Below are 26,099 nucleotides of genomic sequence, written 5' to 3'. Positions count from 1 at the left end.
CCTCCCTTGGATTTTGTCTTGGAAAAGAAGCCCGGCGGCCCCCAAGTCGCCGGGCCCTCGCCGGTGGCTCGTTCAGAAAAAGCCGAGCTTCTTGGGATTGTAGCTGACGAGCAGATTCTTCGTCTGCTGGTAGTGGTCGAGCATCATCGAATGGGTCTCGCGGCCGATCCCCGATTGCTTGTAGCCGCCGAAAGCCGCATGGGCCGGATAGGCGTGGTAGCAATTGGTCCAGACGCGCCCGGCCTGGATGTTGCGGCCGAAATGGTAGCAGCGGTTCATATCGCGGCTCCACACGCCGGATCCGAGGCCATAGAGCGTGTCGTTGGCGATATGCAGCGCTTCTTCCTCGTCCTTGAAGGTCGTCACCGACACGACGGGACCGAAGATCTCCTCCTGGAAGATGCGCATCTTGTTGTTGCCGTGAAAGACGGTCGGCTGGACGAAATAGCCGCCTTCCAGCTCGCCGCCGAGATGGTTGCGCTCGCCGCCGGTGAGGATTTCAGCGCCTTCCTGTTTGCCGATGTCGATATAGGAGAGGATCTTTTCGAGCTGTTCGCTCGATGCCTGCGCTCCGATCATCGTCTCCGGGTCGAGCGGATTGCCCTGCTTGATGGCTTTCACGCGCTCCAATGCACGCTCCATGAAACGGTCGTAGATGGAGTGCTGGATCAGCGCCCGCGACGGGCAGGTGCAGACTTCACCCTGGTTGAGGGCGAACATCACAAACCCTTCGATGGCCTTGTCGAAGAAATCGTCGTCTTCCGCGCATACGTCGTCGAAGAAGATGTTCGGCGATTTCCCGCCAAGCTCCAGCGTCACCGGAATGAGGTTCTGGCTAGCATATTGCATGATCAGCCGGCCGGTCGTCGTCTCGCCGGTGAACGCGATCTTCGCGATGCGGTTGGAGGAGGCGAGGGGCTTGCCGGCTTCGAGCCCGAAGCCATTGACCACGTTGAGGACACCCTCAGGCAGAAGGTCGCCGATGACGTCCATCAACACCATGATCGAGGCGGGCGTCTGTTCGGCCGGCTTCAAGACCACGCAATTGCCTGCGGCGAGCGCCGGAGCGAGCTTCCAGACCGCCATGAGGAGAGGAAAATTCCACGGTATGATCTGGCCGACGACACCCAAGGGCTCGTGGAAATGGTAGGCGATCGTCTCGTGATCGATTTCGGAGAGCGTGCCTTCCTGTGCCCGCACACAGCCGGCGAAATAGCGGAAGTGGTCGATCGCAAGCGGCAGGTCTGCAGCCTTCGTTTCCCGGATCGGCTTGCCGTTGTCCCAGGTCTCTGCGGTGGCGAGGAGATCGAGATTCTCCTCCATCCGGTCGGCGATACGATTGAGGATGAAAGCCCTCTGGGCGACGTTGGTCTTGCCCCAGGCGTCTTTCGCCGCGTGCGCGGCGTCGAGGGCCGCCTCGATGTCTGCCGCATCCGAGCGTGCCACCTCGCACAGCGATTTGCCGGTGATCGGCGTGACGTTGTCGAAATACCGACCCGACTTCGGCGCCACCCATTTGCCGCCGATGTAGTTGTCGTAGCGTGTGGCGAAAGGCAGCCGCGTTTCGCCGAACGGCCGTTCCAGTTGATCCATTGCTGTTCTCCCTAACCGGGCGCTCTTGGCGAGAGAAAAGCGTTTCCTCTCGGGCGCCCTGGACAACAGGATCGATGTCGCCTGGAGGTCTGTCAGCCCCCCTCCAGCGGGAGAGAGGCTGCATCTGTCGCAGGAATGCGACAGGGAGCCGCGGGATCTTGTGTCGCCGCCTCCAGCCGTTTTGCGCCGAGTTTGCGATGGAAGGTCGCGCGCGAGATTCCGAGGATGCGCGCCGCCGCCGAGACATTGCCGCCGGTGCGGGCAAGAGCGCGGGCAAGAACCGCGCGTTCCGCATCCTCCAGGCTCTCCACACCCGGGATACTCAGGAGATCGGAGGCCGGCACCGGCGCCTTGGCGAGGTTGCCTTTGATCCCCAAGGCCAAGCGCGCGCTGTGCGATGCGCCGACGGCGAGGTCGTCGGCATTTACGGCGACGAGCGCCGCCGGATTGTGCTCCAGCCCTGAGACGGCGAGGATCCGCGCATGCGCAAACGTGCGCCGGAACGCTTCCGCTTCGATCCGCCGTGCCGCTTCGCGCACGCTGAGCGCGATGAGCCCGGCGAAAGTCTCGGTGAGATCGGTGCGGCAGGAGGAGACGTCGAGAACGCCGGCGAGTTCGCCGTTGTGGTCATGGATGGGGGCCGCCATGCAGCCGAGCGCCCCGTTGCGCGCAAAGAAGTGCTGGTCGCGGTGCACGGTGACGGGGCGGCGCTCGATGACGCAGGTGCCGATGCCGTTGGTGCCTTCCGTTGCCTCGCTCCACAGCGCGCCCGGCCATAATCCCCACTCGTCGAAGATGGCATCGTCGCCAGCCTCGCCGCGACGCTCGACCGGCACGCCGTCGCTATCGGCGAGGAGCACGCAACACCCTGCCGCGCCGACGGCGCTGAAGAGCTGATCAAGACTGGCTTCGGCGGCGCGAATCCATGGCTCCATCCGCTCGCGAACCAGAGCGAATTCGCTCACCGTCAGCCGGTGAGGCGGGTGCCTGTTGGCTGGGTCTAGCCCATAGAGACGCGCCGAGCGGCTCCAGGACGCGACCATCGGCGATTGCGCGGCGGCCCCGGCCGCGATCGCAGAGTGAACCACATCGACGTGGGCACAAGTCTCGGACATCCCAAGTTTCCTCCCATGGGGTTTCGATGCGCATGGCCGTTTTCTGTATTCGGCCTTACTTGGCGCATCGTCCGATCACGCGTTCTTGCAGGCTCCTTCATTTGTTCTTGCGGCATGACTGTCGACGTTCTGCGGCGACGCCATGCACGACGGGCGCGGTCTCTCGTATTCAGTGTGACGCAAGTATTCTTCGACATGGGCTGCAAACGCAAGAGGCGCCCATCGGCGCCTCGCCATCTTGTGCGAGCCGCCAAGCGGCAGCCGCGCGATGAAAACGACCGGCCGCCGATGTGAAGGTGAGCGGTGCGATGACCGGCGGGATGTCCTACGAGTCTCCGTCATGCCTGCCGCTTCCTGTCGTTCCGACACGTTCGGTTCTTGGCCGCAGATTTCGCCGAGTGGGTTTGGACAAGCAGGGAAGGCCTCAACCTTCGAAATCCCACCTCCTCAGATGCTCCTTCTATTCCCTGCCGGGTTGCTGCTTTGAAACGGGCAAGTCGATGCAGCAATGCAGGCCCGTTTCGGTGAGATCGAAACTCGTCTTTGCCCCAAGAGAATAGGGGAGCGCTTTCTCTATCAGCTCCCTGCCATAGCCTCCGCTGTTTGCGCGCTCACCCTCGCGTCGAAGATGGATCCCGTCCTCTATCCATCGCAGGACCAGCCTGAGTTCGCCACCATCCTCACGATGCATGGTCCACGTCACGCTGAGGTGACCGTGATCGCCCGAAAGCGCGCCATACTTGCGCGCGTTGGTCGCGAGTTCGTGCAGCGCCAGCGCCAGCGTTTGAACGGTGCGATTCCGCAGCCGCACCTGCGGACCTTCGGTGATGATCCGGTCTGTACCGGCGGTGGCGCCAAGCGCGTCGAGCTCCGAATGAACGAGGGCGCCGATGCTGACCGCTTCCTGTTCCGCATGTGACAGGAGCCCTTGAACCCGCGAGAGCGCCGCCAGACGGTCCCCAAATCGCCCTGCGAAATCTGGGAGGCTGTCACTCGTCCGCAATGTCTGCTCTGAGATCGAGCGCACCACCCCAAGAAGGTTGCGGGTACGGTGCTGGAGCTCTGCCACCAGGATCGCCTGCGTGTCCGCCCAGCGCTTTTGCTCGGTAATGTCGCGCATAACCCCGAGCATCCGGGTCGCGTGACCGCCGCTGTCGTAGAAGAAGCGCCCTTGCGCGTCGAGCCAGTGGATGGAACCGTCGGGATGAAGGCTGCGGAACTCGTGCTGGTAGAGCCTGTTTTCATCTCGCGCTGAGGTCAGCGCCCGTTCGGTGGCGGCCCGATCCTCCGGATGAACCCGTGCGATCCACGCCTCGTAGCTCGGCACGACCTCGCCGACCTCGTACCCCTCCATGCGGAAATGCTCGTCCGACCAGAGGATGGCCCCGGTCACGAGATCCCAGTCCCAGGTCCCGAGACCGCCGATGGTGAGCGCGAGGCTCAGGCGCTCCTCGCTCTCGCGGAGCTGCAATTCGGCCGTCTTCTTTTCGGTCACATCAATAAGCACACCGCGCACACGCATGGGCGAGCGGTCGCCAACCACCTCCGCAAGCTCCACCCGGCCATGCATTTGCACCCATCGCACTTCGCCGTTCGGGCGGATGATGCGGTGCTCGTGGAAAATCGTTCCGCTGCCCCGAGGGTGGCGTACTTCATCGTGGAGCCGCGCTAAGGCGGATCGGTCTTCGGGGTGGATGAAGTCCGGAACGGGGTCAGTTATTGGCGGCTCATTCTGCGGATAGCCGATGATGTCTCTGAATTCCGGTGACCAATAAAGGGTGCCCGCGCGCCAATCTGCCTCGAAGACACCCAGGCGGGCCGCGGTCGTTACTTCCTTGAACCGTGCATCACTCTCGCGAATATGCGTGATGTCGCGAATGGCGAGGACGATCAGCTCCATGTGATCCAGACGCCGGCCGTTCAGCACCATCACCCGCTTGCCGATATCATCGAATACGTGCGTGACTTCGTAGTCGTCGAAAGCGCGCTCACGGGGCAGCACGTCTTCCAAGAGCTGGCGTAGTTGTGGAATGTTCCACTGGCCATTGCCTAGCTCGTAGACAAGACGGCCAACCGTTTGCTTCGGGTTGACTTCGAAGAGGTTGTAGAATGAACCGCTGGCGGAATGGACGCTCAGATCCGGCTTAAGGATCAGTAGCCCCTCGCGCACGCTGTCGATGAGCTTGTCGGCGAGCTCGACCCGGCCGGTCAGCTCGGCTCGCAATGCCTCGCGTTCGGTATCGTCGGAAATAGCCAGAAGGACCAGATCCTGATGATCTCGTCTTGCGATCCGTCGCCCGCTGACATGCATCACGCGCCTGCCGAGGCGTTCGAATTCGTGCTCCACGCGATAGTCCGAAACTGTTCTCCTCTCCGGCAGAACCTCACTTAGAAGGTGGCGCAGCTCCCTAATATCCCACTGACCATTACCGAGTTCGTAGATGAGACGCCCGAGCGTTTCGTCGCGAGTCACCTGAAAATGCTCTAGGAAAGCATTGTTCGCAGTCTCAACGCGCAACTCGGGGTCAAGCGCCAGGAGCGGAAGACGCACGGTCTCAAGAATTGCGCTCGCGAGAGCATCATCCTGCTGGATTTGCATTGGCTCCCTCGCGTTGCCGACGTTGAAGACGGCAGTTTCAGACACAATGACAGGCACGCTGCATGATCGGCACTGTGAATACCTAGCGGATATCGTCAAGCACAAACGCCCCTTCGGGGCCGCCACTTAGCTCGCAGGGAGCAGACGTTGCAGAAGCTCGGTCTGTTACGTATGCGCGAGCTTGGTGAGGGGCTGTTCTGCGCCGGCGGACGGCTCCAGTCTTCGCACACTGCGTGGCGGCGGCGCGTCGGGTCTGTTCCGTAGAGACGAGGGGATTGAAATATCCCGCACCAATGGCCGCATCCGGCCGATCCGGTTGAGCCGTCAATGCGCGTGTCCTACCACGCCAGATCTCGGTTTTGCGGGCAGTTCTCCGAGGTCGATGTAAAGATCCTGCTCCGGCAGATCATATGTCGCGTCTCTAGCCAGGGTGAGAAGCATCGTCTTCATCACCGCGATCGTCAGCCACTCCCCGGCGCAGCGGTGGTTCGCGGCGTGTCCGCCGCCGCCCTGAGGAATGAGACTGTAGGCGTTGCCGCGCCATCCCAAGAAGCGTTCCGGTCGAAATTTTTCCGGCTCGGGCCAAAGACGTTGATCGTGGTCGGTTCCGTAAAGGTCGAGGATGAAGCGGTCGCCGGCCTCAAAGGAGAAGCCGCGCCAGTCAAACGGAGCGCGAGCGATTCCGGCAACGACGGGGAAGAACGGATAAAAGCGTCGCACTTCCTGCACGAAGGCCTCGCGATAAGCGTCGTCCGTGCTGACGCGATCGCGCGTCTCCGGATGACGGTGCAAGGCGAGCGCTCCATAGGCCATGAAGCGGGCAATGGCCACGGTGGGGCGTATGATGTTGAGGATCTCGACGCTGGCCAAGGAGGCATCGAGAACGTTGCCAGCGGGATCGCGATGTCGACTGATGACGGCAAGAGCGCTTTCGGGAAGCGGCGTAAGCGAACCGGCGCGCACCGCCTCGACCGCGTGGCGGACTCGACGCTCGGCCCGGAGGCGCAGGAGGCGCGCTGCCCAATTCTTGGGGCCGACGGTGCCGGCATTGTCGATCATGGCACCGAGTTCCCGCGTGAATGGCTGCAACTCGTCGGCCTCGAGTGGCATACCCGCCCACTCGCAAACGGCGCGGCACAGGACGAGGCGGAATTCGTCGTGCAGCACGACCCTGTCCACGCTCCGCCACATCGCGGCCCTTTCCTGGAGGGCGTCGGCGGCGCGCTCGGCGATCTCCTGCAACCGCTCTTTCCTCATAAGCGATAGCATCATCTCCTTGCGATGATGGTGAGCGGTGCCGTCAAGTGTCGCCACGCTGCCTTTGTCCTGCAGGAGTTTCAGCGTCGAGGCGGGCAGGGCGCTGCGGCGCGTGAACCGTTCGGGCTCGTAGAACATCTTGGCTGCGTCTTCGCCGAGCGTGCAATAGAACCGTCGGCCAAGCAGGCGCGTTTGGAAGATATCCGAATTGAAATCGCGGCACCGGCGTCCGACAAACTCGTATCCCTCTCGCAGGAAAGCGAGACTGCTGTCGAGCGTGTGCTCGCGCGGCATCTGAGGCATTTCTGGTCTCCGCCAGGTCTCTGCTCCTGGGTCAACAACCTGGGAACTCTCCGGTTCGCCTGAGCGGCAGGCTTTTGTTTCTACGTCTCAGGGTTTTGAGGCCGGGGGGTTGCCTCAAGGGCTCCTTGCCAGGAGCTCCCGGCCTAAAGCTGTGAAGCTGCCATGACCGCACAGGGCCATTGTGAGGTCGAGGTCGGCGGAGAGGTTGTCGATGACCTCGCGCACACCTCGTTCCCCGGCGAGAGCGAGCCCATAGACATAGGGTCGGCCAATGAGGACCGCCGCGGCGCCGAGGGCCTTCGCCTTGAGGATGTCGGCGCCCGTCCGAATGCCGCTGTCGAAGAGGATCGGAATGCGTCCGTTGACGGCCGCGGCCACGCCTGGCAGCGCGTCGAGGGCGGCGAGTGCCCCGTCGACCTGACGGCCGCCGTGATTGGAGACGATGATCCCGTCGACGCCGGCATCGACCGCTTGCCGCGCATCGTCGGGATGCACGATACCCTTCAGCAGGATCGGCAGCCGCGTGCGCTGGCGCAGGAAGGTAAGGTCGTCCCAGGCGAGGTCGGGACGCGAATAGGTGGCGATGAAGCGGCGGATGGCAGAGAGCGTCTTTCCCGAAAAGACCGCACGGCGAGCACCCTGCGGCCACGACCGCAGGAGCTCCAACGCCGAGCGCAACGCACCAGGGCCGGGCAGCGGCAGTGGTTGCCGATCGCTGCTTTCCTTGATCAATTCCTGGAAAACCGGGTCCGAAAGGTAATTGGCGATGCCGCGGCCGCGCAGGAAGGGCAGGTAGCCGCCGTCAAGATCGCGTGGGCGCCAGCCGAGTTGTGTGGTGTCGAGGGTAACGACGATTGCGCCGTAGCCCGCGCGCTCGGCTCGCGTGACAAAACTCTCCGTCAGCTCGTTGGAGGACGACCAGTAGAGCTGGAACCAGCGCTCGCCTGCGCCGCACGCCCGGGCAATCTCCTCCATCGGAAACGAGGACTGACTGGAGGTGACGAATGGGACACCAGCGGAGGTGGCCGCACGTGCTGCGGCGAGGTCGGCTTGGCGGTGCGCCATCTCCAGGACGCCGATGGGAGCCAGGAGCAGCGGTAAGGGGAGTCGGCACCACGGCAGCGTCGTGGTAAGGTCGCGCTCCGCCACGTTGTTCAGCATTCGCTGCAGGATCGGGTATCGGTCGAAGGCGGCGCGGTTCGCCGCCGCCGTCTGCTCCATACCCGCACTGCCGGCGATGTAGGCGGCCGCGTTTGCGCCCATCGCCGAGAGCGCATTTTGTTCCAGCATCTTTGGTGCGGCCGGCACCTTCTGGCGTCGACCCATGAGGCCGTCCATGAAGATCGCGGTCTGCCGTCTGCGGCCCATCCCGGTCATGCGCCCGCTCTTCCGGGCTCCGATGCTGCAGCGCTCAAAGCGAAAATCAGCGCTTGGCCGTCTGTCCGCCCGCCTGGCGTTCAAGATAAGCTTTGGTCACGCCGGGCAGATGTTCCGCCAGCCAGGAGGCCATGGCCTCTTCCTCCTTAAGGATTTCCCGGCATGTGTCCGCCACCTGCGTCTCGCCCAGTTCCTCCGCCGCCGCGACAAGCGCCGTGTAGGCGCTGATCTCGAAATGCTCGAAGGCATAGCTCGCCATCGCGCCTTTGATCACCTCGTCGCTCGTGAACATCCCCCCGAGCCCCTGCATCATCGCGGTCGTCTTGCCGCCCATATCCTTCATACCTGAAGAGCTCGCTCCGAGCGACTTCAGGCAGCCTTCGATGCGCTCAGCCTGCGACTGTGTCTCCTTCAGATGCTCCTCGATCCGCTTCTTGACCTCCGGGTAGTTCTCGATGCGCGAGGATTGGGCGTTCAACATCGTCTCTGCCTGCTTCTCCATGGCATGGGCATCGCGAAGCCATGCGACCAGGTTTTCAGTCTGCGTCATACTTTGCTTCCTCAGGAATATTGGATCCCGTTGCGCGGAAAAGGTTGCTTGCTCCAACATAGTTCCATGAGCTTCGCCTGCTAAAATTGAGGCGCGCAAGTAATAAACAGAGTATTTTGTCCTTATCGCAGGAACTCAGCTTTTTCCCGCGACCTACTGGGGCATCTACATATCCAAAAAGGATGGAGGTTCCATGTTCTTCCACAACAGTAAGCTGCAGTACGAGGTCCGCATCGATAAGCCGAATCCGCTGTTTGCGAAGATGCTGCAGCAGGCGATCGGTGGCATTGAGGGAGAGATCCGCGTTGCCATGCAGTATTTCTTCCAGGCGATGGGCGCGCGCGGCGACAGCAAATATCGGGACCTGCTCATCGCTACCGCGACTGAGGAACTGTCCCATATCGAGTTTCTTGGCCACGCCGTTGCCCTCAATCTGGAGGACGCGCCGTTGTCGATGCAGGAAGAGGCCGCGAAGGATCCCGTGGTCGGTGCCATCCTCGGCGGCATGAATCCCCGCCACATTCTCTCGTCGGGCCTCTCCGCCATGCCCGTCAATTCAAATGGCGTCCCATTCGACATGAGTCACGTCTACGCCACCGGCAATATCGGCGCCGACATGATGGCCAACGTGACTGCCGAGGCCGGCGGGCGCGTGCTGGCGTCGCGACTTTACAGCATGACCGACGATGCCGGCATGAAGGACATGCTCGCCTTCCTGATCGCACGCGACACGATGCATCAGCAGCAATGGCTCGCGGTCGTCGAAGAACTGGGAGGCATGGAAGGCACCCTGCCTATCCCGAATTCCACTCCGCAGGATCACGAGGCGACGAAACACTCCTACGTCTTTCTCAACACCTCGCTCGACAAGGAAGCGGCAACAGGTCGTTGGACCTCCGGCAAATCGCTCGACGGGCGGAGTGAATTTTCCGTGGCTCCCGCGGAGCCGATGGGCCAGGAGCCGTCGCTCGGCAAAGCCCGCAAGGGCTCTGGTGCGCAGACACAACAGATGTGATCGCGACACCAAATCGGCGGGCGCTGGACACCCGCTTCCTGCGAGCTGCGTCTAGCCGGCTTACTTGAAAGCTCTATCCGAACAGGAACTTGCGCCGACGCTCTGCTGTTTTCCCGAGAGATGGAAAAACGCTTTTAGGCGGCGCCCAATTCTCAGAGGTGGGGCGACAGGCGGCGATCCAGGGAACATCAGCATGACAGATGAGACGATGCAGAGCGACGCTCCGCTGACCAGTGGCAGAGAGAGCGTGCGCAGCGAAGCGGAAAAGGGGACCGCGGAGGAGGGTTATGCCCTCGCCGGGCGCACCTTCACGGTCGACCGGCCGCGTGAGGAGCTCTATGCGTTCTGGCGCGATTTCTCGAATCTGCCGCGCTTCATGGAGAACATCGAGGAAGTGCGGGTGGCGGACGAGACGCGTTCCCATTGGGTCGTGCGCGGTCCGGCCGGCGAGAGCGTCGAATGGGACGCCATCATCACCGAGGACGAGCCCGGCCGGCGCTTTTCCTGGGAATCGACGGAAGGTGCGATGATCCGCAACCGTGGCACCGTCGAGTTTCTCGATGGCCCTGCCGGACGTGGCACCTGGGTCAGAGCGACGATCGCCTATGACCCGCCCGGCAGCGCCTTGGGCAAATGGGTGGCGAAGCTCTTTCAGGCCGAACCGAAGCTGCAGGTGCGTCGCGATCTCCGTCGCTTCAAGCAATTGATGGAGACCGGTGAGGTCTCGACCTCCAGGCCACCTTCCGCCGCGCCGCGGGCCTAACCGCTCAAAACTCAACCGGCCCAGACCGAATATCGAAGGAAACCACATGCGCGCCCTCACCTGGCACGGCAAACACGACGTCCGCGTTGATACGGTCCCTGATCCAGAGATCGTCAATCCGCGTGATGCCATCATCAAGATCACCGCGACGGCGATCTGCGGCTCCGACCTTCACCTCTATGATCACGTCATCCCGACCCTGCAGGCCGGCGACGTGCTCGGTCATGAATTCATGGGGGAGGTGGTGGAAGTCGGGCCGGGCAACGACCGGCTGAAGAAGGGCGACCGCGTGGTCGTCCCCTTCGTCATCGCTTGCGGCCAGTGCTTCTTCTGCAAGCATCAGCAATATTCCGCCTGCGACAACTCCAACCCGGCCGACAAGGCGGACATGTCGGAGAAGCTCTATGGCGCCCCGATGTCGGGGCTTTTCGGCTATTCGCATTTGACAGGCGGCTATGCCGGCGGGCAGGCCGAGTATGTGCGCGTTCCTTATTCCGACACCGGCCCCATCGTCATCCCGGACGGCGTTGACGACGAAAAGGTACTCTTCCTTTCCGACATCTTCCCGACCGGCTGGATGGCGGCCGAGAATTGCGAGATCGAGCCGGGCGACACCGTCGCTGTCTGGGGCTGCGGGCCGGTCGGCCTCTTCGCTATCCAGAGCGCCTTCGTCATGGGCGCCCATAAGGTGATCGCCATCGACCACTATCCGCATCGTCTGGAACTCGCGAAGCAGATGGGGGCCGAGATCCTCAACTATGAGGAAGTGAAGGTGCAGGAGGCGATCGGCGAGATGACGGGCGGCCTCGGGCCGGACGCCTGCATCGATGCGGTCGGCCTCGAATCCCATGGCTTTGCCTTTGACAACCTCTATGACCACGTGAAGACGGCGACCTTCGCCGCGACGGACCGTATCCATGCGCTGCGCCAGGTGCTGATGTCGTGCCGCAAGGGCGGCCGCGTTTCCATTCCGGGTGTGTATGGCGGGCTTGCCGACAAATTTCCTGTCGGCGCGCTGATGGAGAAAGGCCTCTCGGTGAAGACCGGCCAGACGCACATGCAGAAATACATGCAGCCGCTCCTCGACCTGATCATGGAGGGGAAGGTCGACACGACCTTCCTGATCAGCCACCGGCTGCCGCTCGAAGAGGCACCCCGGGGCTACAAGATGTTCAAGGAGCAGCAGAACGAATGCACCAAGGTCGTTCTGCGACCTCACTGACACGGAGAGCATGATGGCTACCAATTCCAGACGCTTCGCCGTCGTTAGCGGAGCCTCCAGCGGCATTGGTCTTGAACTGGCGCGGTGCTGCGCGGAGAACGGCTTCGATCTCTTGATCGTGGCTGACGAGCCCGAAATCGACGATGCCGCGGCCGAGCTTTCCGTGCTCGGGCACCAGGCACATGCCGTCAAAGCGGATCTTTCGACGATTGAAGGCGTGGAGAAGGTCTACGCGGCCTGTCAGGGACGGCCGGTGGACGTGCTTCTCGCCAATGCCGGGCGCGGTCTCGGGCATGGTTTTCTCGACCAGGACTTCGATGATGTCCGCCGAGTGGTTGACACCAACATCACGGGCACGCTCTATCTGCTCCATAGAATTGGTCGCGACATGCGCGCGCGGAATGAGGGTCGAATCCTGATTACCGGTTCGATTGCGGGTTTCATGCCCGGGACATTCCAGGCGGTCTACAACGGCACCAAAGCGTTCCTCGATTCCTTCTCCTTCGCCTTGCGCAACGAGCTGAAGGATACGGACGTCACCGTCACATGCCTTATGCCGGGGCCGACTGAGACGGAATTCTTCGACCGTGCAGATATGCAGGATACCAAGGTCGGCCAGCAAAAGAAGGACGATCCCGCGATGGTGGCGCGTCTCGGCTTCGAGGCGATGATGAAGGGCGAAAGCGACGTCGTCACCGGCTGGAAGAACCGGGCCCAGGCGATGGCAGCGCATGTCATGCCGGCTGAGCAGCTCGCCGAAATGCACCGCGGCATGGCAGAGCCCGGCTCCGGCTAAAACCGGAAAGGAGAGACGAAGTGGTGGACAAGCCAAAGATCTCGACAGGTCCGAACGCCCGGCCTCGCGGCGAGACGATTGCGAGTACGGGTGCAGGGATTCCCGACGAAGCGGCTGGGCCCGCCGACGTTTCGGAACGTCGAAAGGAAAAGGAAGAGGCACGACCGGCCGATCACCCGAAGGAGGCCCCGGCCCACCAGCTTCAACAGGAGCCGGCCGAGGGATCTCGCGACGTCGTCGAGCAGGAGCTTGAAAGGCAGAAGGGCAACAAGTCTCCCTGATTCTCCCGAGTGTCCGGGCACCGGCGTTTTGCGCTTCCCCTTACGACATGATGGCATCGCCGACGGCCCGTCTTTGAGGATGGGCCGTCAGAGTAAGCGATGCTGAGATCTATCCGCTCTACCGCGTCGGCGGCGCCCCAGGCATCACCATCCCATTGGCTTCCGCAACCATAGGCGCCGCGCCACAGCTCCGCGACGGCTTCTTTTCGCTGCCGAGAGCCTCGGCAAACCAATCGGCGGTGTAGCGCAGTCCCGTCTCGAGACGCACTTTCGGTTCCCAGCCGAGAAGGGCGCGGGCCTGAGCGATGTCTGGCTGCCGGCGTTTCGGGTCGTCGACCGGCAAAGGCTTTTCGATGATACGCGAGCGGCTGCCGGTCAAAGCCAGAACCTCGTCGACGAGCTCACGGATGGTGAACTCGAAGGGACTGCCGAGATTGATCGGACGTTCCGGGGCGGCGGGAAGCCCGATCATGCGCATCAGCCCGTCCACGAGATCGTCCACATAACAAAAGGATCGCGTCTGCTGACCGGAGCCGTAAATTGTGATGTCCGCATTGGTGAGGGCTTGACAGATGACATTGGAGACGACGCGACCGTCGTCTGGACGCATGCGCGGCCCGTAGGTGTTGAAGATGCGCACCACGCGCACATCAGTTTGGCGCGTGCGACGAAAATCGAAAGCAAGGGCTTCGGCAGCCCGCTTGCCTTCGTCGTAGCAGGCGCGCGGCCCGGTTGAATTGACGTTGCCGAGATAGCTTTCCGGCTGCGGGTGAATCTCGGGATCGCCGTAGACTTCGCTGGTCGAGGCAAGCAGGAAACCCGCGCCCTGCTCATTGGCGGATGCGAGCAAATTGCGGGTGCCCATCACGCTCGTGAGCATCGTGTGTACGGGGTCCGCCTGGTAATGCGGCGGTGAGGCGGCGCAGGCGAGATTGCAGACGAAGTCGGCCCGCACGGACAGCGGCAAAGGGTCGATGATATCCTGGCGGAGGAAGTGAAACTTCGGGTCTCGTGCGAGACGATCGACGTTTTCCGTCTTGCCGGTGAGGAGACTGTCGAGGCACAGAACCTCGTGTCCCTCCGCAAGCAGCGCCTCGCTGAGATGTGAGCCGATGAAGCCGGCTCCACCGGCGATGAGGATGCGGGGCTTGCGTCTCATCTCAATATCCTTCTGCAGCGTTCAGCCGCTTCACGGCGGCTTGAGCCTCACCGGTCTCTTCACGGTGGGCAGGTTCGCCTCCGTCGCATTCGCAGAGATAGATCTCGTGGCCCGGGCGCCCGACGATCTTGAAGCCTGCGCTGCGCAACATGGCTTCCACCGCAGCGTGGTTCGCCACCCACCAATTGGTGGGATCAGCGCAGAAGCTCTCCTCGATGAACGCCATCTTCGGCCAACCTTTCTCTTCAAGAAGCGCACGGGTTTCGAAATTCGTTTCGTGACGGGCATGCGGCGAGACGCTCTCGTCACCGAATGTCAGCGTCTGGAAAAGCAGCAGCTTCGGACGAAGCCGCGCCAGCATGTCGAGCGCGAGAAGCGGGTGGCGCAGATGGTAGAAGACGCCCATGAAGAGGATCAGATCAAAGGAGCCTTCAATCTCGTCGACCTCGTAGACCGAGGCATGGTGGAAGCTGACGGTATTGCCGCCGAAACGTTCTGCCGCCCATTCGGCCTGGCGAAGATAGTGAGGATCGGAATCGATCCCGACCACTTCGGCGCCGCGTTCGGCCAGGGCGAAGGAATAGAAGCCGGCATTGGCTCCGATGTCGAGGACGCGCCAGCCGCGAAGGTCCTCGGGTAGTGAGGGCGCAATCTGGTCCCATTTGAAACGCGGAAAGTCGCCGAGGAAATGATCCGGTGCGGTCTGGAACCCGCCCGGCAAATGCAGATTGTGAAACCACGGAGCGAGAGCACTGATTTCGTTGCGGAGTTTCTGATCCTGCATGATTCCCTCGTCAGGCTGCGGAGGCGTTTCTGACGGCGGGACGCTCGGTCACATCCTGCAGAAGCGCTTCGAGCTCACCCGCGCGCTGCTCGCCGCTGTGTTGCTGCATCACCCGACACCGGCCAGCCTCACCGATGGCAGCCGCGTCGTCTGCTCCGAATTGAGAAAGCGTGCGGATGACGTCCGCGGAGGAGTGTGCGACCAGAAGTTCGCGTCCAGGTTCAAAGACGTCTTCAATCCCCGCCCAATGGTCGCCAATGATCGGCGTTGCGCAGGCGGCGGCCTCGAACATCCTGACGCTCGGGCTGTGGCCGAGCTCGACCATCTGTCGGCGGGTGACGTTGAGCGCGAAACGAAGCTGAGAGTAGAAGCGCGCATGATCGGCAGGTGCGACATGGGGGATATGCGTGACATTTGCGGGCCAGGCGATGTCGTCGGGGTATTGCGGGCCCGCGACGACGAAGCGTTTCTCAGGCAACGCTCTCGCCGGCTCAATCAGCAGGCTTTCAAGCTCCTGTTGCCGATCCGGGCTGTAAGTGCCGAGATAACCGAGATCCCAGAGCTTTTCCTCATCGACCGGGTGATAAAGGTCGGTGTCGACGCTGCAATAGAGCGCGCATGTTTTTTCGGCTCCGTAGCGCTCTTCGAGAACCTTAAGTGCTTTTCCACCGGCGAAGGAAAGATAGAGATCGAATGAAGGGATGAGCTCGGGTGAGAGGTACTCTCGGTCTCCCCTCTTGAGCTTCTCCAACGTCACCGGGGTGTCGATGTCGTAGAATGCGAGCAGCGCTGGCTCGATCGCGGCAAGCCGGCGGATCAGGTCTGGCCCTTCAGGCACGAAAGATCCAACAATGACGGCATCGGCTGCGGCGATCGTCGCGCGATGATCCTCAATCTTTTCAAGGTCACCGTAGAGATGCAGCTCGCAGAAGTCCGGCTGCGGCATGTCGCGGTTGTTGGCGTACCAGGGCACGTCGCGCTCGAAGAACGTGACCTCGTGGCCTCTTCTGGCGAGGCCCTTCAGAAGCGATCGGTAGGTGGTGGCGTGGCCATTGCCCCAGGACGAGGAGAGGCTGAGGCCGAAGATGACGATCTTCATGCATTTGCCTTTCGAAGATCCCGATCCGGCGTCGGAAATGTCTCTTGTTCCGGCTTTCTCTCGCGGAAGATGGCGTCGACCTGTTGGGCCCGGTCGGCGTAGGTGTGGGATGCAAGGATGCGTTCGCGGGCACGCTCGCCGATGGCATGAGCTCTTTCCGGGGTGAGTTCGGTGAGGTGCCGGGCGACCTCCGCCCCGTCATGTGCCACCAGGATCTCTCGGTCGGGTTCCAGAAAGAGGTCGATGCCCTCCCAGTAATCGGTGATGAGGCAGGCGCCGGCGCCTGCAGCCTCGAAGACGCGAGTCGCCGGCGAGAACCCGTTCTGCGCCATGGAAGCGCGGCAGATGTTGAGGACGGCGAGGGGGGTGACGTTGAAGGCGTTGTGATCCGTAGTCGGCACATGACCAATGAGGCGGACGTTTCCCGGCAACTCTGAGGGCTGCCAGCCGGAGCCTCCGAGCAGGAAGCGCCGTTCCGGCATCATCTGCGCAGCCTGCAGGAAAAACGCTTTGGTGCGCGCTTCTCGATCTGGCAAGCGATTGCCGAGGAACGAAAGGTCGGCGGCAAAGCGGGGGTCCGGTGCGACCGGAAAGTGGGTATCTGGGTCGAGAGCGTTGTAAATCGGAATGCAACGCTGGGCTCCGAAGCGGCGATAGGCATCGACAACGGGGTCACCGCCGCCATAGGTCAGCACCATGTCCAGATCCGGCAAGGCACGGTGGAGGGGATGATCGGGAAGGGCGGCGAGTTCGCTCAAGGTCGCAGGCGCATCGACGTCCCAAAACACTTTGAGTGCGTCAGGCCGTGCCGCCGCCATGACGCCGTCGAGAAGCTCGTCGTCGTAGACGCCAACGCCGCTCGCCTTCACCACGATATCGGCGTCTCGGGCTTTTCGCACGACCGCGGCGAGGTTCTGCGCATCCGCCGGATAGACGACGACCTCCGCCCAGTCGGGTGGCTCCATATCGCGATGTGCTTGTCGGTCGAAAGCGTCCGGTTCGTAGAAGGTCACGTCGTAGCCGCGCAACGCGAGCTGACGGATGAGCCCCCGGTAATACGTGGCGGCACCATTCCAGTAGGCGGAGACGAGGCTCGAACCGTAGAATGCGATGTGCATCAGATGACCTCGGCGGGGGCTGCAGGTTCGAGAGAGAGTCCGCCCGGCCGCAACGCGCGCATGATGGCGAGTAGTTCATCGACGCGATGGGCGCAGCTGTGGCGTGCTCGAACTGTCTCAAGGCCGTTGAGGGCTAGCTCGCCTGCGAGATCGCGGTCCTCGGAGACAGCACGAAGGCTGCGCCGTGCCTCCTCGCGATCGTGGACGACGAGATAATCCTGCCCGGGACGGAAAAGAGCTTCCTCGTCGGGCCAATAGGCGGAGACGAGTGGGATGCCGCAGGCGAGTGCCTCAAAGACGCGGATCGTCGGTATGCCCGGCAGATGTTCGACGTAGAAGCGCCGCGGCACATGCACGGTCGCCGTCTGCCGCGCGAAAACGTCTGGCACTTCGGCATTGGCGATCCAGCCGCGGTAATCGGCGCCGCACGCGGCAAGGCGCGCAAGCGCCTGCGGAGGGTAGCGCACACCATGGACCTTGAGCGTGAGGCCTTCCTCTTCGACCGGTCCGAACAGGAACCTCTCGAGCTCGACATTGCGTTCATCGTCGCCCCAGTTGCCGACGAAGACGATGCCGTTGCGCTCGCCCTCTTCGGTGGGAGGCGTGAAGGTCGAAAGGTCCGCCGCCTCGTGCCAGACGAAGACGCGGTCGCCCCAGCCCCAGCGGCGGTAAATCTCCGCAAGGCTTTCGCCGAACGCGAGGATCCCGTCGTAATCGGAGATCGGCAGGCGGCGGATGACGTCCGGATCGCTCACCGCCCTGTGGTGCGTGTCGTGGAAGAGCAGCAGGAATTCGCTGCCCTGCCGGCGCAGGCGACCGAGTTCCGCGACGACGGACGGTTCCGTCCATTCGTGCACGATGATGATGTCGCTCGCGGCTGCCGCTTCGTCGAAGTCCGGCCGGTCGTAGAAGATGGACGTGAGGTCAGGAAAACGCGACCGAAAAGCCGCAATCGGCGTCTCGCCGTGGTCGGCTACGAGATTGTCCCGGCTCCAACTCTCAGCCGGCTCATAGGCGACCGCCTCATGACCCCGTTTCTTCATCTCCCGCAGGATGCCCCGGATGAAATGCGCGTTTCCGTGGTTCCAGCAGGAGGCCAGGGAATGTGTGAAATAGGTCAGCCTCATGCCGCACCTCGTAGTGTCGGTACCGACCGGGCGGCGACTTCGCGGTAGATGGCGAGCGTTCGGCCTACGACCGCCTCCATCGAATATTGCCGAGCGCGCCGGCGGGCACTGGCGGCGAGCCGCTCTGTGAGTTCCTCGTCGGCCGCGAGCTCCGTAACGCTGTCGGCGACCGATCGAGAGCGCCGTGGATCGACAAAAAGCGCTGCGCCGTCCCACAGCTCGTGGAATGTCGGGATATCGGAAAGAACGAGGGCACAGCCGCTTTGGGCGGCTTCCAGGACGCTCAGGCCGAACGGTTCGTAAAGCGCTGTCGAAACGAAGATTGACGTGCGGGCCAGCCAGGCCTGCATTGCGGACCGGCTGAGCTCTCCGAGGCGCCGCACGTGCCTTGGGCAAACGCAGGCGCCGTTCGGTCCTTCGAGCGGCCCGGCGACATACACAGAGAAGCCCAGATGTGAGGCGGCGAGGTCGAGCGCGGCGAGGTTCTTGCTCTCGTCCCAGAAACGACCGGCCGAAAGGACGACGCTGCGGTCCATCTCGGGCCCGGCTCCCGGAAAGCTGGTGCCGTTGTGCACCACCCGGAAGGGGATGTTCCCGCCATAGACCTTGCCCGCTGTGTCCGCGAAGGAGGCGCTGGGAACGATGACGGCATCGGCACGCCGCAAAGCTCTTCTCATGAGCGCCGTGCGCCAGGCGAAATCCTCCGGCATGTCTTCACCGCGACGGACTTCCCGCCACCAGGTTCCGACGCAGGAATGCAGCGACGCGACGAGCGGGACAGGGAAGGACGCGTCAGCCGCCAGCGCCGGAGAATGGAGATGTGCAAGGTCGCAGCCGCTCTTCGTGGCGAGGGCAGAAAGGCGTTCGCCCACCTTTCGCACAGCCTCTACATCTTCTGCCATCCAATCGAGGGGGAGATCGAGGTGGGTGAGCCGCACGTTCCGAATGGAGGCTGCCTCGGTGGTTTTCTCTGGGGAAGGCTCAGGTCCGATGACGACGAGATCAACGGCGATGTCGAGTTGCGAGCAGGCGCGGGCAAGATCGAGGGTGTAGGTCCACACGCCGCCGACCGCATCGGTCGTCAGCAGCAGGCGCCTGATTAGGAATGGTGTCGGCATGCGCCCTCCAGCTCGTGCAGGCGCAGGGGCCGTTCATCCTGGATGTCGCTGAAGCTCTGGAACTGAGCGAGATAGTAGTCGTGCGCGCGCTCCCACGCGTCGGAATCGGGAGGGCCCCACATCTTCCGGTACGCGGGCGAACTCGGATACGGATAGAGCGGCACCGGATCGTTCGCCCATACGCCCTGGTCGCGCAGGTGGTCGCGCCAATAGGCGACGAGCTCCGGCTCGTCCTCGGGTGTGGCGATCAGATTGGCCTGCACGAAAGGGATGCGTGCTTTGGCAAAAACGAGACGGTCGGCCAGTTCCTCCGTCGTCATCTTGCAGCGCTTGTCGAGATTGGCGCGCCCTTCTTCGGTGAGGCTCTCAAGCCCCGCCTCGACGGAGACGCAACCCGCAGCACCGAGAAGCTCGATCATCGGCTCGGACCAGATGTCGATACGGGTCTGCACGCCGAACTGAACGGGACGCTCGACGAGTGCTTCCAGAAGCGGTTTCTGGGCCAGAAATATCTCGTCGACGAAGTAGAGATAGCCGACGCCCTGCGCGATCAGCTGGTCGATCTCCTGAAGAAGCTGCTCAAGGTCGCGCCGGCGATATTTGTCGCGATAATCGATCTTGGCGCAGAATGAGCAATTGTAGGGACAGCCGCGGGAGGCTTCGACCTCGGCGCCAGGAACCGCTGGTGCGTCATCGAAGCGATGATGGTGGTGAGCGTGTCTTTTCACCCATTCGTCCGGCCAGGAAAGGGCAGGATGAGCGATGAAGGCCGAGGCGGCAGGCCCGCCGTTCGTGACCGGGCCATCGTCTGTCATCCAGGCGGTCGAGCGAACTGACGTCGGATCCGAGGCCTGCGCGATTGCTGCGATCACCTCTTCCGCTTCTCCCATGACGACGCCATCCGCACCGAGCTTGCGCAGAGTCGTTTCGGGAGTGACGGAGCCGTGGGGCCCGATGGCAATCGTGGTTCCGCCCCGTTTGTCGAGGTGAGCGAAAAACTCCGCCGGCACCCGCAGCTCCGGGGGTGCGCAACGCCAGAAAAGATAGGTGGGGGCGGTCGTTGCGATGCTGATCTCAGCGCCGAACGCTGCGACCTCTTCGGCCAAGGCCTGGTTGCTCGTCTCCACGAGATTGCCGTCGAGCATCAGAACCTCGTGACCGTCTCGCTCCAGGAGAGCTTTGGCGTAGCCGAGCTCAAGCGGCAAATGCGGCGCCGCGCAGCCGAAATAGATGCTGTTGTCGAAATGCCAGCGCGGGTTGACGAGAGCCACTTTCATGCGCGGACCTCCATTGCGGGCTGGATGCTGGAAAGAGAGGCGAGAGGTGCGGCCGCGGCATCCTCCGCTTCGAGCCATCTCGCAAGGCGGGCGATGCCGGTCTGCCAATCAATGGGCTCGGGGAGCGACAGGGCGGTGCGCAGAAGGCGCGTGTCGGAGACGTAGTAGCGCTGGTCGCCGTTGCGCCAATCTTCGAAACGCCGGTGCACCGGGCGGCCGATCAGATCCTCGATATGGGCGAGCACCTGCACGAGGCTCACGGCATTGGCGGGGCCGCCGCCAAGATTGAAGGGGCGTCCGGCCATTGCACCGATATGCTTTCGGGCCCCGATATAGGCTGCAACGGCATCCTCGACGAAGAGGATGTCGCGGACCTGGTGCCCGTCCCCAAAAATGGTGATCTCCTCACCTTTGAGAGCGGAAATGAGGAAGTGGGCGACCCACCCCTGATCTTCCGTGCCGAACTGGCGTGGGCCGTAGATGCAGCTCATACGCAGCACCGTAGCCGGCACGCCGAGGCTGCGGGCATAGTCGAGAACGTATTGATCCGCTCCGCCCTTTGAACAGCCATAGGGCGTTTCGAAGTCGAGGGGTCGCTTTTCGCTGATCCCGTTCGCCCGGATCGCTTCGTCCTTCGGTGCGTAGGTTTCGCAGTCCAGCTCGAGACCTATGTCGGCCAGATCGCCATAGACCTTGTTTGTGCTCGCAAAAACGAAGGGAACAGGGCTGCGGCGGACAGCTTCGAGAAGCCCGACCGTACCTTTGAGGTTCACCTCGAAATCATCGAGCGGATCAATCAGGCTGGAAGTCACCGCAACCTGCGCCGCAAGGTGAAAGACGGACGAGCAGTCCTTGACGACGTCGTTCATCATGGCGGTGTCACGAATATCCGCAAGCCGCGCGGAGAGCCGGTTGCCGTGGCTCTCGTTCAGCCAATGCAGGTTTTTCTGGACCCCGGCCCGCGCCAGCGAATCGACCACAAGAACGTGCTCGCCGGCCGACATGAGGCGGTCGGCGAGATTGCTGCCGATGAAGCCGGCGCCGCCTGTAATGAGGACTGGACGCGTATTGGCGATCGCCGGGCGCGCCAGGGCAGCAGTCTCGGCGACACCCGCCACTCCGCCTGCCGTCAGAAGACGGGCGAGCAGCTTCGGTCGCCCATCGCTGCGGAAGAGCCCGAAATGATAGTGCCGTTCGTCGAAGCGCAGGCCTTCCTGGACGGCGATATCATGGGGAATATCTTCGAGCCCATACCAGTAGAGGCGGTCCGCTGGCGCCTCTATCGCGTCGAGGAAGCGGCGCGCCTGTTCGCTGGAATCCCCGCGCCAGGTGGAGTGGCCCGTTTCCGTGATCCACAATCCGAGGTCCGAATTGAAGGGTGCCGCCGTCTCGCGGATCGAGCCGAGCAGGGAGCCCCAGTTCTTCCAGAGCCCTTCCTCGCTGTCCCACGTCCCGGGAAAACCGTGGACGCCGAGCGCGTCGACGGTGCCGAGCACGCCGCGCTCGCCCATCAGTTTGAGCCAGTTCAGATCGTTGGGGCAGGGCCCGCCAAGCACCACTCTCTTGCCGCGCTCGCGGGCCCAGTAGGCAGCAGCACCCACCATTTCGCAGAATTTGTGCCAGTCGGTGTCGAGCCGCCAGTCCCAGTCGAGAAGGTTGTTCGGCTCGTTCCAGAGCTCCAGGGAATCAAAGCAATTGCCGTAGCGGCCGATGACGACGTCGATGAAGTCGGCGTAGGCACGGAGTTCGCGCGGAGGCCCGTTGCTGCGTCCGGTCTCGGAGAGCGATGGCGGCGTGTAGTGCACACACGGCAGAAGCTCGACATGCCTGGCCAGAAATGGCAGCAGCCAATCATACCATTCGGCCCCGGCTTCCGTATGGAAGTCGGCCCAGGAGAGGTGGGTGCGCAGATGCGTGGCCCCGATCGTCTCCATATGTCTCAAGGCACGCTCCACTCGAACCTGCTCACCTGGGCGGAACCATTCGACGACACCCGGCATGTTCTCTTGTCTCGACATGCTCACGCCACGAGCCCTCGCGCTTCGAGTTCGCGGCTCGCTTCGCCGGTGCGATCTTCCGCCTGTTGCTCGGCCACCCATTCGGCGAGGCTCTGCAGGCCCGCCTCGAACTCAACCTGAGGCGCAAAGCCGAGAAGCCGTCCTGCCTTGTCGATGTCGGCGAAGCAGTTGCGGATATCTCCCGCGCGGGCCTTGCCGTTGTATTGCGGGGTCAGGTCTGGACGATTGAGCGCCGAAGCTGCAGCCCGTGCCACGTCATTGATGGAGACGTCTCGGCCGGAGCCGATATTGAAGATCTCGCCTGCCGCGGCCTCGTGCTCAAGCGCCAGCCGGAAGGCGCGGGCGACATCGCTGACATGCACGAAATCGCGTCGCTGCTCACCATCCTCGAAGACCATGGGGGGCTGGCCGTTACGGATACGCGCCGCGAAAATCGCCAGCACCCCGGTATAGGGGTTGGAAAGCGCCTGGCCAGCGCCATAGACGTTGAAGAGGCGCAGAGCCACGGCGTCGATGCCGTAAGCCGGCGCTGCGATCAGCGTCATCTGCTCCTGGGCGTATTTGTTGAGCGCATAAACGGAGGCGAGGCTCGGCCGCTTCCATTCAGGTGTCGCGACGGGCTTCAGCGGGTAACCATCATCGTCGACCGGGCTCCAGGCGCGTTCGACGTTACCTTCCGCAATGCGGCGGTGGGCATTTTCGATGAACTCGCCCATGGCATTGCGATAGAGGCCTTCGCCATAAATGCTCATCGACGAGGCCGTGACCAGGCGCTCTACGGGAGCCTTCGTCAAGGCCTGCAGCAGGACCGCCGTGCCGCCTTCGTTGACGGAGACATAGCGGTTGATTTCGTACATCGACTGTCCAACACCGACCTCAGCGGCGAGGTGAATGACGTGGTCGACGCCTTGCAGTGCCTGTTCGACCTTCGCCTGGTCGCGGATATCGCCGATGACAAGTTCTGCGGCGGGGATGAGCGCCTCGGTGTCCGGCTCATCGCCGTGAACCTGCGGGTGCAGGCAGTCGAGCACACGCACTTCATAGCCGTGCTCGACGAGTTCTGCGGTGACATGGCGGCCAATGAATCCGGCGCCGCCTGTGAGGAGGACGCGTTCAGACATTGCGAGTTTGACGCTGGGAAAGGGTTTCTTGGAAACGGCTTGCTACGCGCCTGCAGAACAGTCGACACATCTCGTTCTCCATGATGCGGGGCGTGGATGAAAAGGAAGATACACAGACGACTGAACAACCCATGTGAACCGCAGTTCCTGAGGTGTCGTCGTAGATGAGGCGTTTTTAGATGCGTTAGCTAAGTATAATGTAAGTCGGCAAATAATATAGGGTGTCGTTAAGGCTTTTGTTCTTGTGGTTATGCGGGCGGGTACGCTGAAAGAGTGGTGAGTTGTGCGCTCCGCCAGGACCGCTCAGCGCGGCATTACCGACGCCACGTGGCTGAAGCGACATTCGTCATCTGGTAACGGGTCGGCTGCTGAGAAGTGCGCCGGCAGCGGAGGGAAACAGACAGGCCCGGTTCACATGCCGCCAGTCGCTTGCTGAGAGATAAACTCTCGGCACGGATTGCCGTGGAGTTCCGATTCTCTCGCCCGATTTTGTTCCTCTAAGATAATCGCGCGATGCGATCGTTGAGCGGTACCGTGATGGTGCAGCGGAGGCCGTTGGCCTCGAAGGCCCGTACGGCGCTCCCGTTCAGCTGATAGGGGAGCGTGCGTTCCAGAAGCTCGGTCCCGAAGCCGCTACGCGTGGGGGCGCGAAGGTTTTGCATCCCCCGTTCCTGCCAGACCATAACAAGAACGTTGCCCCCAGTGTTGGCTTCGATCTTCCAGGCCACCCTGATACGGCCTTTCGGGACCGTCAGGGCGCCGTATTTGATCGCATTCGTGGTGAGCTCGTGGATGATCAGGGCAAACAACTCTGCGGCTTTCGGCTGAAGGCGGACGTTCGGTCCGTCGATTGTCAGCCTATCTCCCTCGCGGACCGCCGCCATTAGCAGTTCGTCCGCGATGAGCATGGCGAGATCCACCCCCACGGATGGATCACTCACCGCAGCCGATTGGACACGGGCAAAGGCATCGATTCTGCCTTGCAGATGCATGGCATAATCCTCCACCGTCTCGCTGGTTTCGGTCGTTCGCCTTGCGATCGACCGCAGCACCGCGAGTGCGTTGCGGACCCGATGCTGAAGCTCGTTGAGCAACAGGTGCTGCCGCTTTTCCGCTTCGCGGAGAGCTTCGCTTGCCCGGACCCTCTGGGTGGTCTCTACGGCAGTGTCGATCATGCCAAGCACGGTTCCGTTCTCTTCGCGGACCGGGCTGTAGGAGAAGGTGAAGAAGGCCTCCTCCTGTTCGCCTGAGCGGTCGATAAGGAGCGGGAAATCCTCGACGAAAGTCGTCTCGCCGGCATAGGCGCGTTCGGTGATCGGACCGATATGATGCCAGGCTTCGCCCCATATCTCGGCAAATGAGCGGCCGAGCGCGTCCAGTTCGTTACCGAGAAGAGGAGCGAAGTTGTCATTGGGGATCGTGACGAAACCCGGCCCCCAGACGACAGCGGACGGGAACCCGCTCTCCAAAACCAGGGCGACTGCGCTCCTGAGCTCCGCAGGCCAGTTTTCGATTGGTCCAAGCGGCGTGGCCGACCAGTCGTGCGCGCGCACGCGTTTCGCCATCCCGCTTTTGCCGAGCGGCCAGGAATCCGTCGGTTGGGGGGGCTTGCGATCCATGTCTCAACCGCAGAACAGAGTGTTACCGGTTCGCATCAATGTTACGCCCTTCGTGATCGAGATGCAGGTAGTTAGGATTGAACAGCCCCACCCGCATCAGAGCTTCGAGATCGGGAATGACCAGCCTCCTGCGATTGAGCTTGATCAGGCCGTCGCGGCGAAGATCCTGCAAAGTGCGATTGATATGGACGAAAGAGAGCCCTGTCGCGTCGCCAAGCTCTATCTGCGTGAGAGGAAGCGGACAGCTCGATCCCTCTGTCAGACCGATGCAGCGGAGACGGCAAAAAATCTCGCAGAAGAGATGCGCCAGACGTTCCGTGGCGTTGCGCTGCCCAAGGGCCACGGTCCATTCGCGCTGAATCGCGGCGCTCACGAGAGCATCCCACCAAAGCGCCTGTAAAATTCGGGGGTATGCGAGCCCCATAGCTTCCAGAGTTTCTTGCGAGATTTCGGCAATCTTGACGTCGGTGAGAGTGCCGATCGAATGGTCCATCCGCTTGAGGATGAACACGTTGAGATCGCACAGATCGCCCGGCATGAAGAAGGAGATGATCTGTCGTCGTCCGTCCTCCAGGTGCTTGTAACGGCACGCCCAGCCTTCCAGGACTAGGTTGACGACGCGCGGCTTCTCCTCTTCGCGGATCACGTCCTGATGTGCCGGCAAAGACCGCACTCGCTCGGAGGCGATACGCGTCAGTTCTGACTTGTCCTCGGGTGAAAGCCGGGTGAAATGTTCGAGCTTCCGCGTCAGGGCGGGTTCCACAAAGGTCTCCTGAGCCTTTCCTGGA

The 26,099-nt window shown here is 62.5% G+C and carries 22 protein-coding genes; 5 read left to right on the top strand and 17 right to left on the bottom strand.

The genetic code is table 11. The annotated features are described in order from the left end of the window. Nucleotides 1-72: 72 nt before the first annotated feature. The 6 genes from adh to NYQ83_RS03330 all read right to left on the bottom strand — a co-directional run bounded on the left by adh (nt 73) and on the right by NYQ83_RS03330 (nt 8,794). Nucleotides 73-1,593, bottom strand: a complete 1,521-nt coding sequence (adh, locus tag NYQ83_RS03355; RefSeq protein WP_261212426.1) for an aldehyde dehydrogenase — start codon at nt 1,591-1,593, stop codon at nt 73-75. A gap of 92 nt (nt 1,594-1,685) precedes the next feature. Continuing rightward, a complete protein-coding gene (locus NYQ83_RS03350) occupies nt 1,686-2,708 on the bottom strand; it encodes a GAF domain-containing protein (protein WP_261212424.1) in 1,023 nt (340 codons plus the stop codon). Nucleotides 2,709-3,168: 460 nt separating this feature from the next. Further along, nucleotides 3,169-5,307, bottom strand: a complete 2,139-nt coding sequence (locus tag NYQ83_RS03345; protein ID WP_261212422.1) for a PAS domain-containing protein — start codon at nt 5,305-5,307, stop codon at nt 3,169-3,171. Nucleotides 5,308-5,631: 324 nt separating this feature from the next. Then, nucleotides 5,632-6,867, bottom strand: a complete 1,236-nt coding sequence (locus NYQ83_RS03340) for a cytochrome P450 (protein ID WP_261212421.1) — start codon at nt 6,865-6,867, stop codon at nt 5,632-5,634. A 114-nt stretch (nt 6,868-6,981) separates the two neighbouring features. Next, a complete protein-coding gene (locus NYQ83_RS03335; protein WP_261212417.1) occupies nt 6,982-8,244 on the bottom strand; it encodes an alpha-hydroxy-acid oxidizing protein in 1,263 nt (420 codons plus the stop codon). A 46-nt stretch (nt 8,245-8,290) separates the two neighbouring features. Further along, entirely contained in the window at nt 8,291-8,794 is a 504-nt protein-coding gene (locus NYQ83_RS03330; RefSeq protein WP_261212415.1) for a ferritin-like domain-containing protein, read from the bottom strand. Between the two features lie 193 nt (nt 8,795-8,987). Here NYQ83_RS03330 and NYQ83_RS03325 point away from each other — a divergent pair, with 193 nt between their 5' ends. The 5 genes from NYQ83_RS03325 to NYQ83_RS03305 all read left to right on the top strand — a co-directional run bounded on the left by NYQ83_RS03325 (nt 8,988) and on the right by NYQ83_RS03305 (nt 12,871). Next, nucleotides 8,988-9,809, top strand: a complete 822-nt coding sequence (locus NYQ83_RS03325) for a manganese catalase family protein (protein ID WP_261212413.1) — start codon at nt 8,988-8,990, stop codon at nt 9,807-9,809. A gap of 193 nt (nt 9,810-10,002) precedes the next feature. Beyond that, nucleotides 10,003-10,572, top strand: a complete 570-nt coding sequence (locus NYQ83_RS03320) for an SRPBCC family protein (protein ID WP_261212411.1) — start codon at nt 10,003-10,005, stop codon at nt 10,570-10,572. Between the two features lie 46 nt (nt 10,573-10,618). Continuing rightward, nucleotides 10,619-11,794, top strand: a complete 1,176-nt coding sequence (locus NYQ83_RS03315; protein ID WP_261212410.1) for a zinc-dependent alcohol dehydrogenase — start codon at nt 10,619-10,621, stop codon at nt 11,792-11,794. Nucleotides 11,795-11,807: 13 nt separating this feature from the next. Beyond that, nucleotides 11,808-12,590, top strand: coding sequence for an SDR family NAD(P)-dependent oxidoreductase (locus NYQ83_RS03310; RefSeq protein WP_261212408.1), 783 nt, complete (start codon nt 11,808-11,810; stop codon nt 12,588-12,590). Nucleotides 12,591-12,610: 20 nt separating this feature from the next. After that, on the top strand, nt 12,611-12,871 hold the full coding sequence (locus NYQ83_RS03305; RefSeq protein ID WP_261212406.1) for a hypothetical protein: 261 nt from the start codon (nt 12,611-12,613) through the stop codon (nt 12,869-12,871). A gap of 118 nt (nt 12,872-12,989) precedes the next feature. On the opposite strand, the gene NYQ83_RS03300 is transcribed toward NYQ83_RS03305, so the two are convergent. The 11 genes from NYQ83_RS03300 to NYQ83_RS03250 form a co-directional block, all read right to left on the bottom strand. After that, complete coding sequence (locus NYQ83_RS03300) at nt 12,990-14,030, bottom strand: UDP-glucuronic acid decarboxylase family protein (protein ID WP_261212398.1); 1,041 nt, start codon at nt 14,028-14,030, stop codon at nt 12,990-12,992. 1 nt (nt 14,031) lies between these two features. Then, the gene (locus NYQ83_RS03295; RefSeq protein ID WP_314733279.1) at nt 14,032-14,814 is read right to left on the bottom strand and encodes a TIGR04290 family methyltransferase; all 783 of its coding nucleotides are present in this window, start codon (nt 14,812-14,814) and stop codon (nt 14,032-14,034) included. Nucleotides 14,815-14,824: 10 nt separating this feature from the next. After that, nucleotides 14,825-15,913, bottom strand: a complete 1,089-nt coding sequence (locus NYQ83_RS03290) for a glycosyltransferase (protein WP_261212396.1) — start codon at nt 15,911-15,913, stop codon at nt 14,825-14,827. After that, on the bottom strand, nt 15,910-17,031 hold the full coding sequence (locus tag NYQ83_RS03285; protein WP_261212395.1) for a glycosyltransferase: 1,122 nt from the start codon (nt 17,029-17,031) through the stop codon (nt 15,910-15,912). Before NYQ83_RS03285 ends, NYQ83_RS03290 begins: the two co-directional genes overlap by 4 nt. Next, entirely contained in the window at nt 17,031-18,158 is a 1,128-nt protein-coding gene (locus tag NYQ83_RS03280; RefSeq protein WP_261212393.1) for a glycosyltransferase, read from the bottom strand. The genes NYQ83_RS03285 and NYQ83_RS03280 overlap by 1 nt, the downstream gene beginning before the upstream one ends. Beyond that, on the bottom strand, nt 18,155-19,276 hold the full coding sequence (locus NYQ83_RS03275; protein WP_261212391.1) for a glycosyltransferase family 4 protein: 1,122 nt from the start codon (nt 19,274-19,276) through the stop codon (nt 18,155-18,157). The genes NYQ83_RS03280 and NYQ83_RS03275 overlap by 4 nt, the downstream gene beginning before the upstream one ends. After that, nucleotides 19,258-20,553, bottom strand: a complete 1,296-nt coding sequence (locus tag NYQ83_RS03270; protein ID WP_261212389.1) for a TIGR04295 family B12-binding domain-containing radical SAM protein — start codon at nt 20,551-20,553, stop codon at nt 19,258-19,260. The genes NYQ83_RS03275 and NYQ83_RS03270 overlap by 19 nt, the downstream gene beginning before the upstream one ends. Then, nucleotides 20,550-22,571 (bottom strand): SDR family NAD(P)-dependent oxidoreductase, encoded by a 2,022-nt coding sequence (locus tag NYQ83_RS03265; protein ID WP_261212387.1) that lies wholly within the window; start codon nt 22,569-22,571, stop codon nt 20,550-20,552. Before NYQ83_RS03265 ends, NYQ83_RS03270 begins: the two co-directional genes overlap by 4 nt. A 2-nt stretch (nt 22,572-22,573) precedes the next feature. Continuing rightward, complete coding sequence (locus tag NYQ83_RS03260; RefSeq protein WP_261212386.1) at nt 22,574-23,692, bottom strand: NAD-dependent epimerase/dehydratase family protein; 1,119 nt, start codon at nt 23,690-23,692, stop codon at nt 22,574-22,576. Between the two features lie 497 nt (nt 23,693-24,189). Continuing rightward, nucleotides 24,190-25,311 (bottom strand): sensor histidine kinase, encoded by a 1,122-nt coding sequence (locus NYQ83_RS03255; protein WP_261212383.1) that lies wholly within the window; start codon nt 25,309-25,311, stop codon nt 24,190-24,192. A 22-nt stretch (nt 25,312-25,333) separates the two neighbouring features. Beyond that, nucleotides 25,334-26,074, bottom strand: a complete 741-nt coding sequence (locus tag NYQ83_RS03250) for a Crp/Fnr family transcriptional regulator (protein WP_261212381.1) — start codon at nt 26,072-26,074, stop codon at nt 25,334-25,336. Nucleotides 26,075-26,099: the final 25 nt, after the last annotated feature.

Origin of the sequence: Afifella sp. JA880, assembly GCF_025379905.1 — a bacterium.
Lineage (GTDB): Bacteria > Pseudomonadota > Alphaproteobacteria > Rhizobiales > Afifellaceae > Afifella > Afifella aestuarii.
This window is presented reverse-complemented; position numbering and strand designations above follow the sequence as displayed.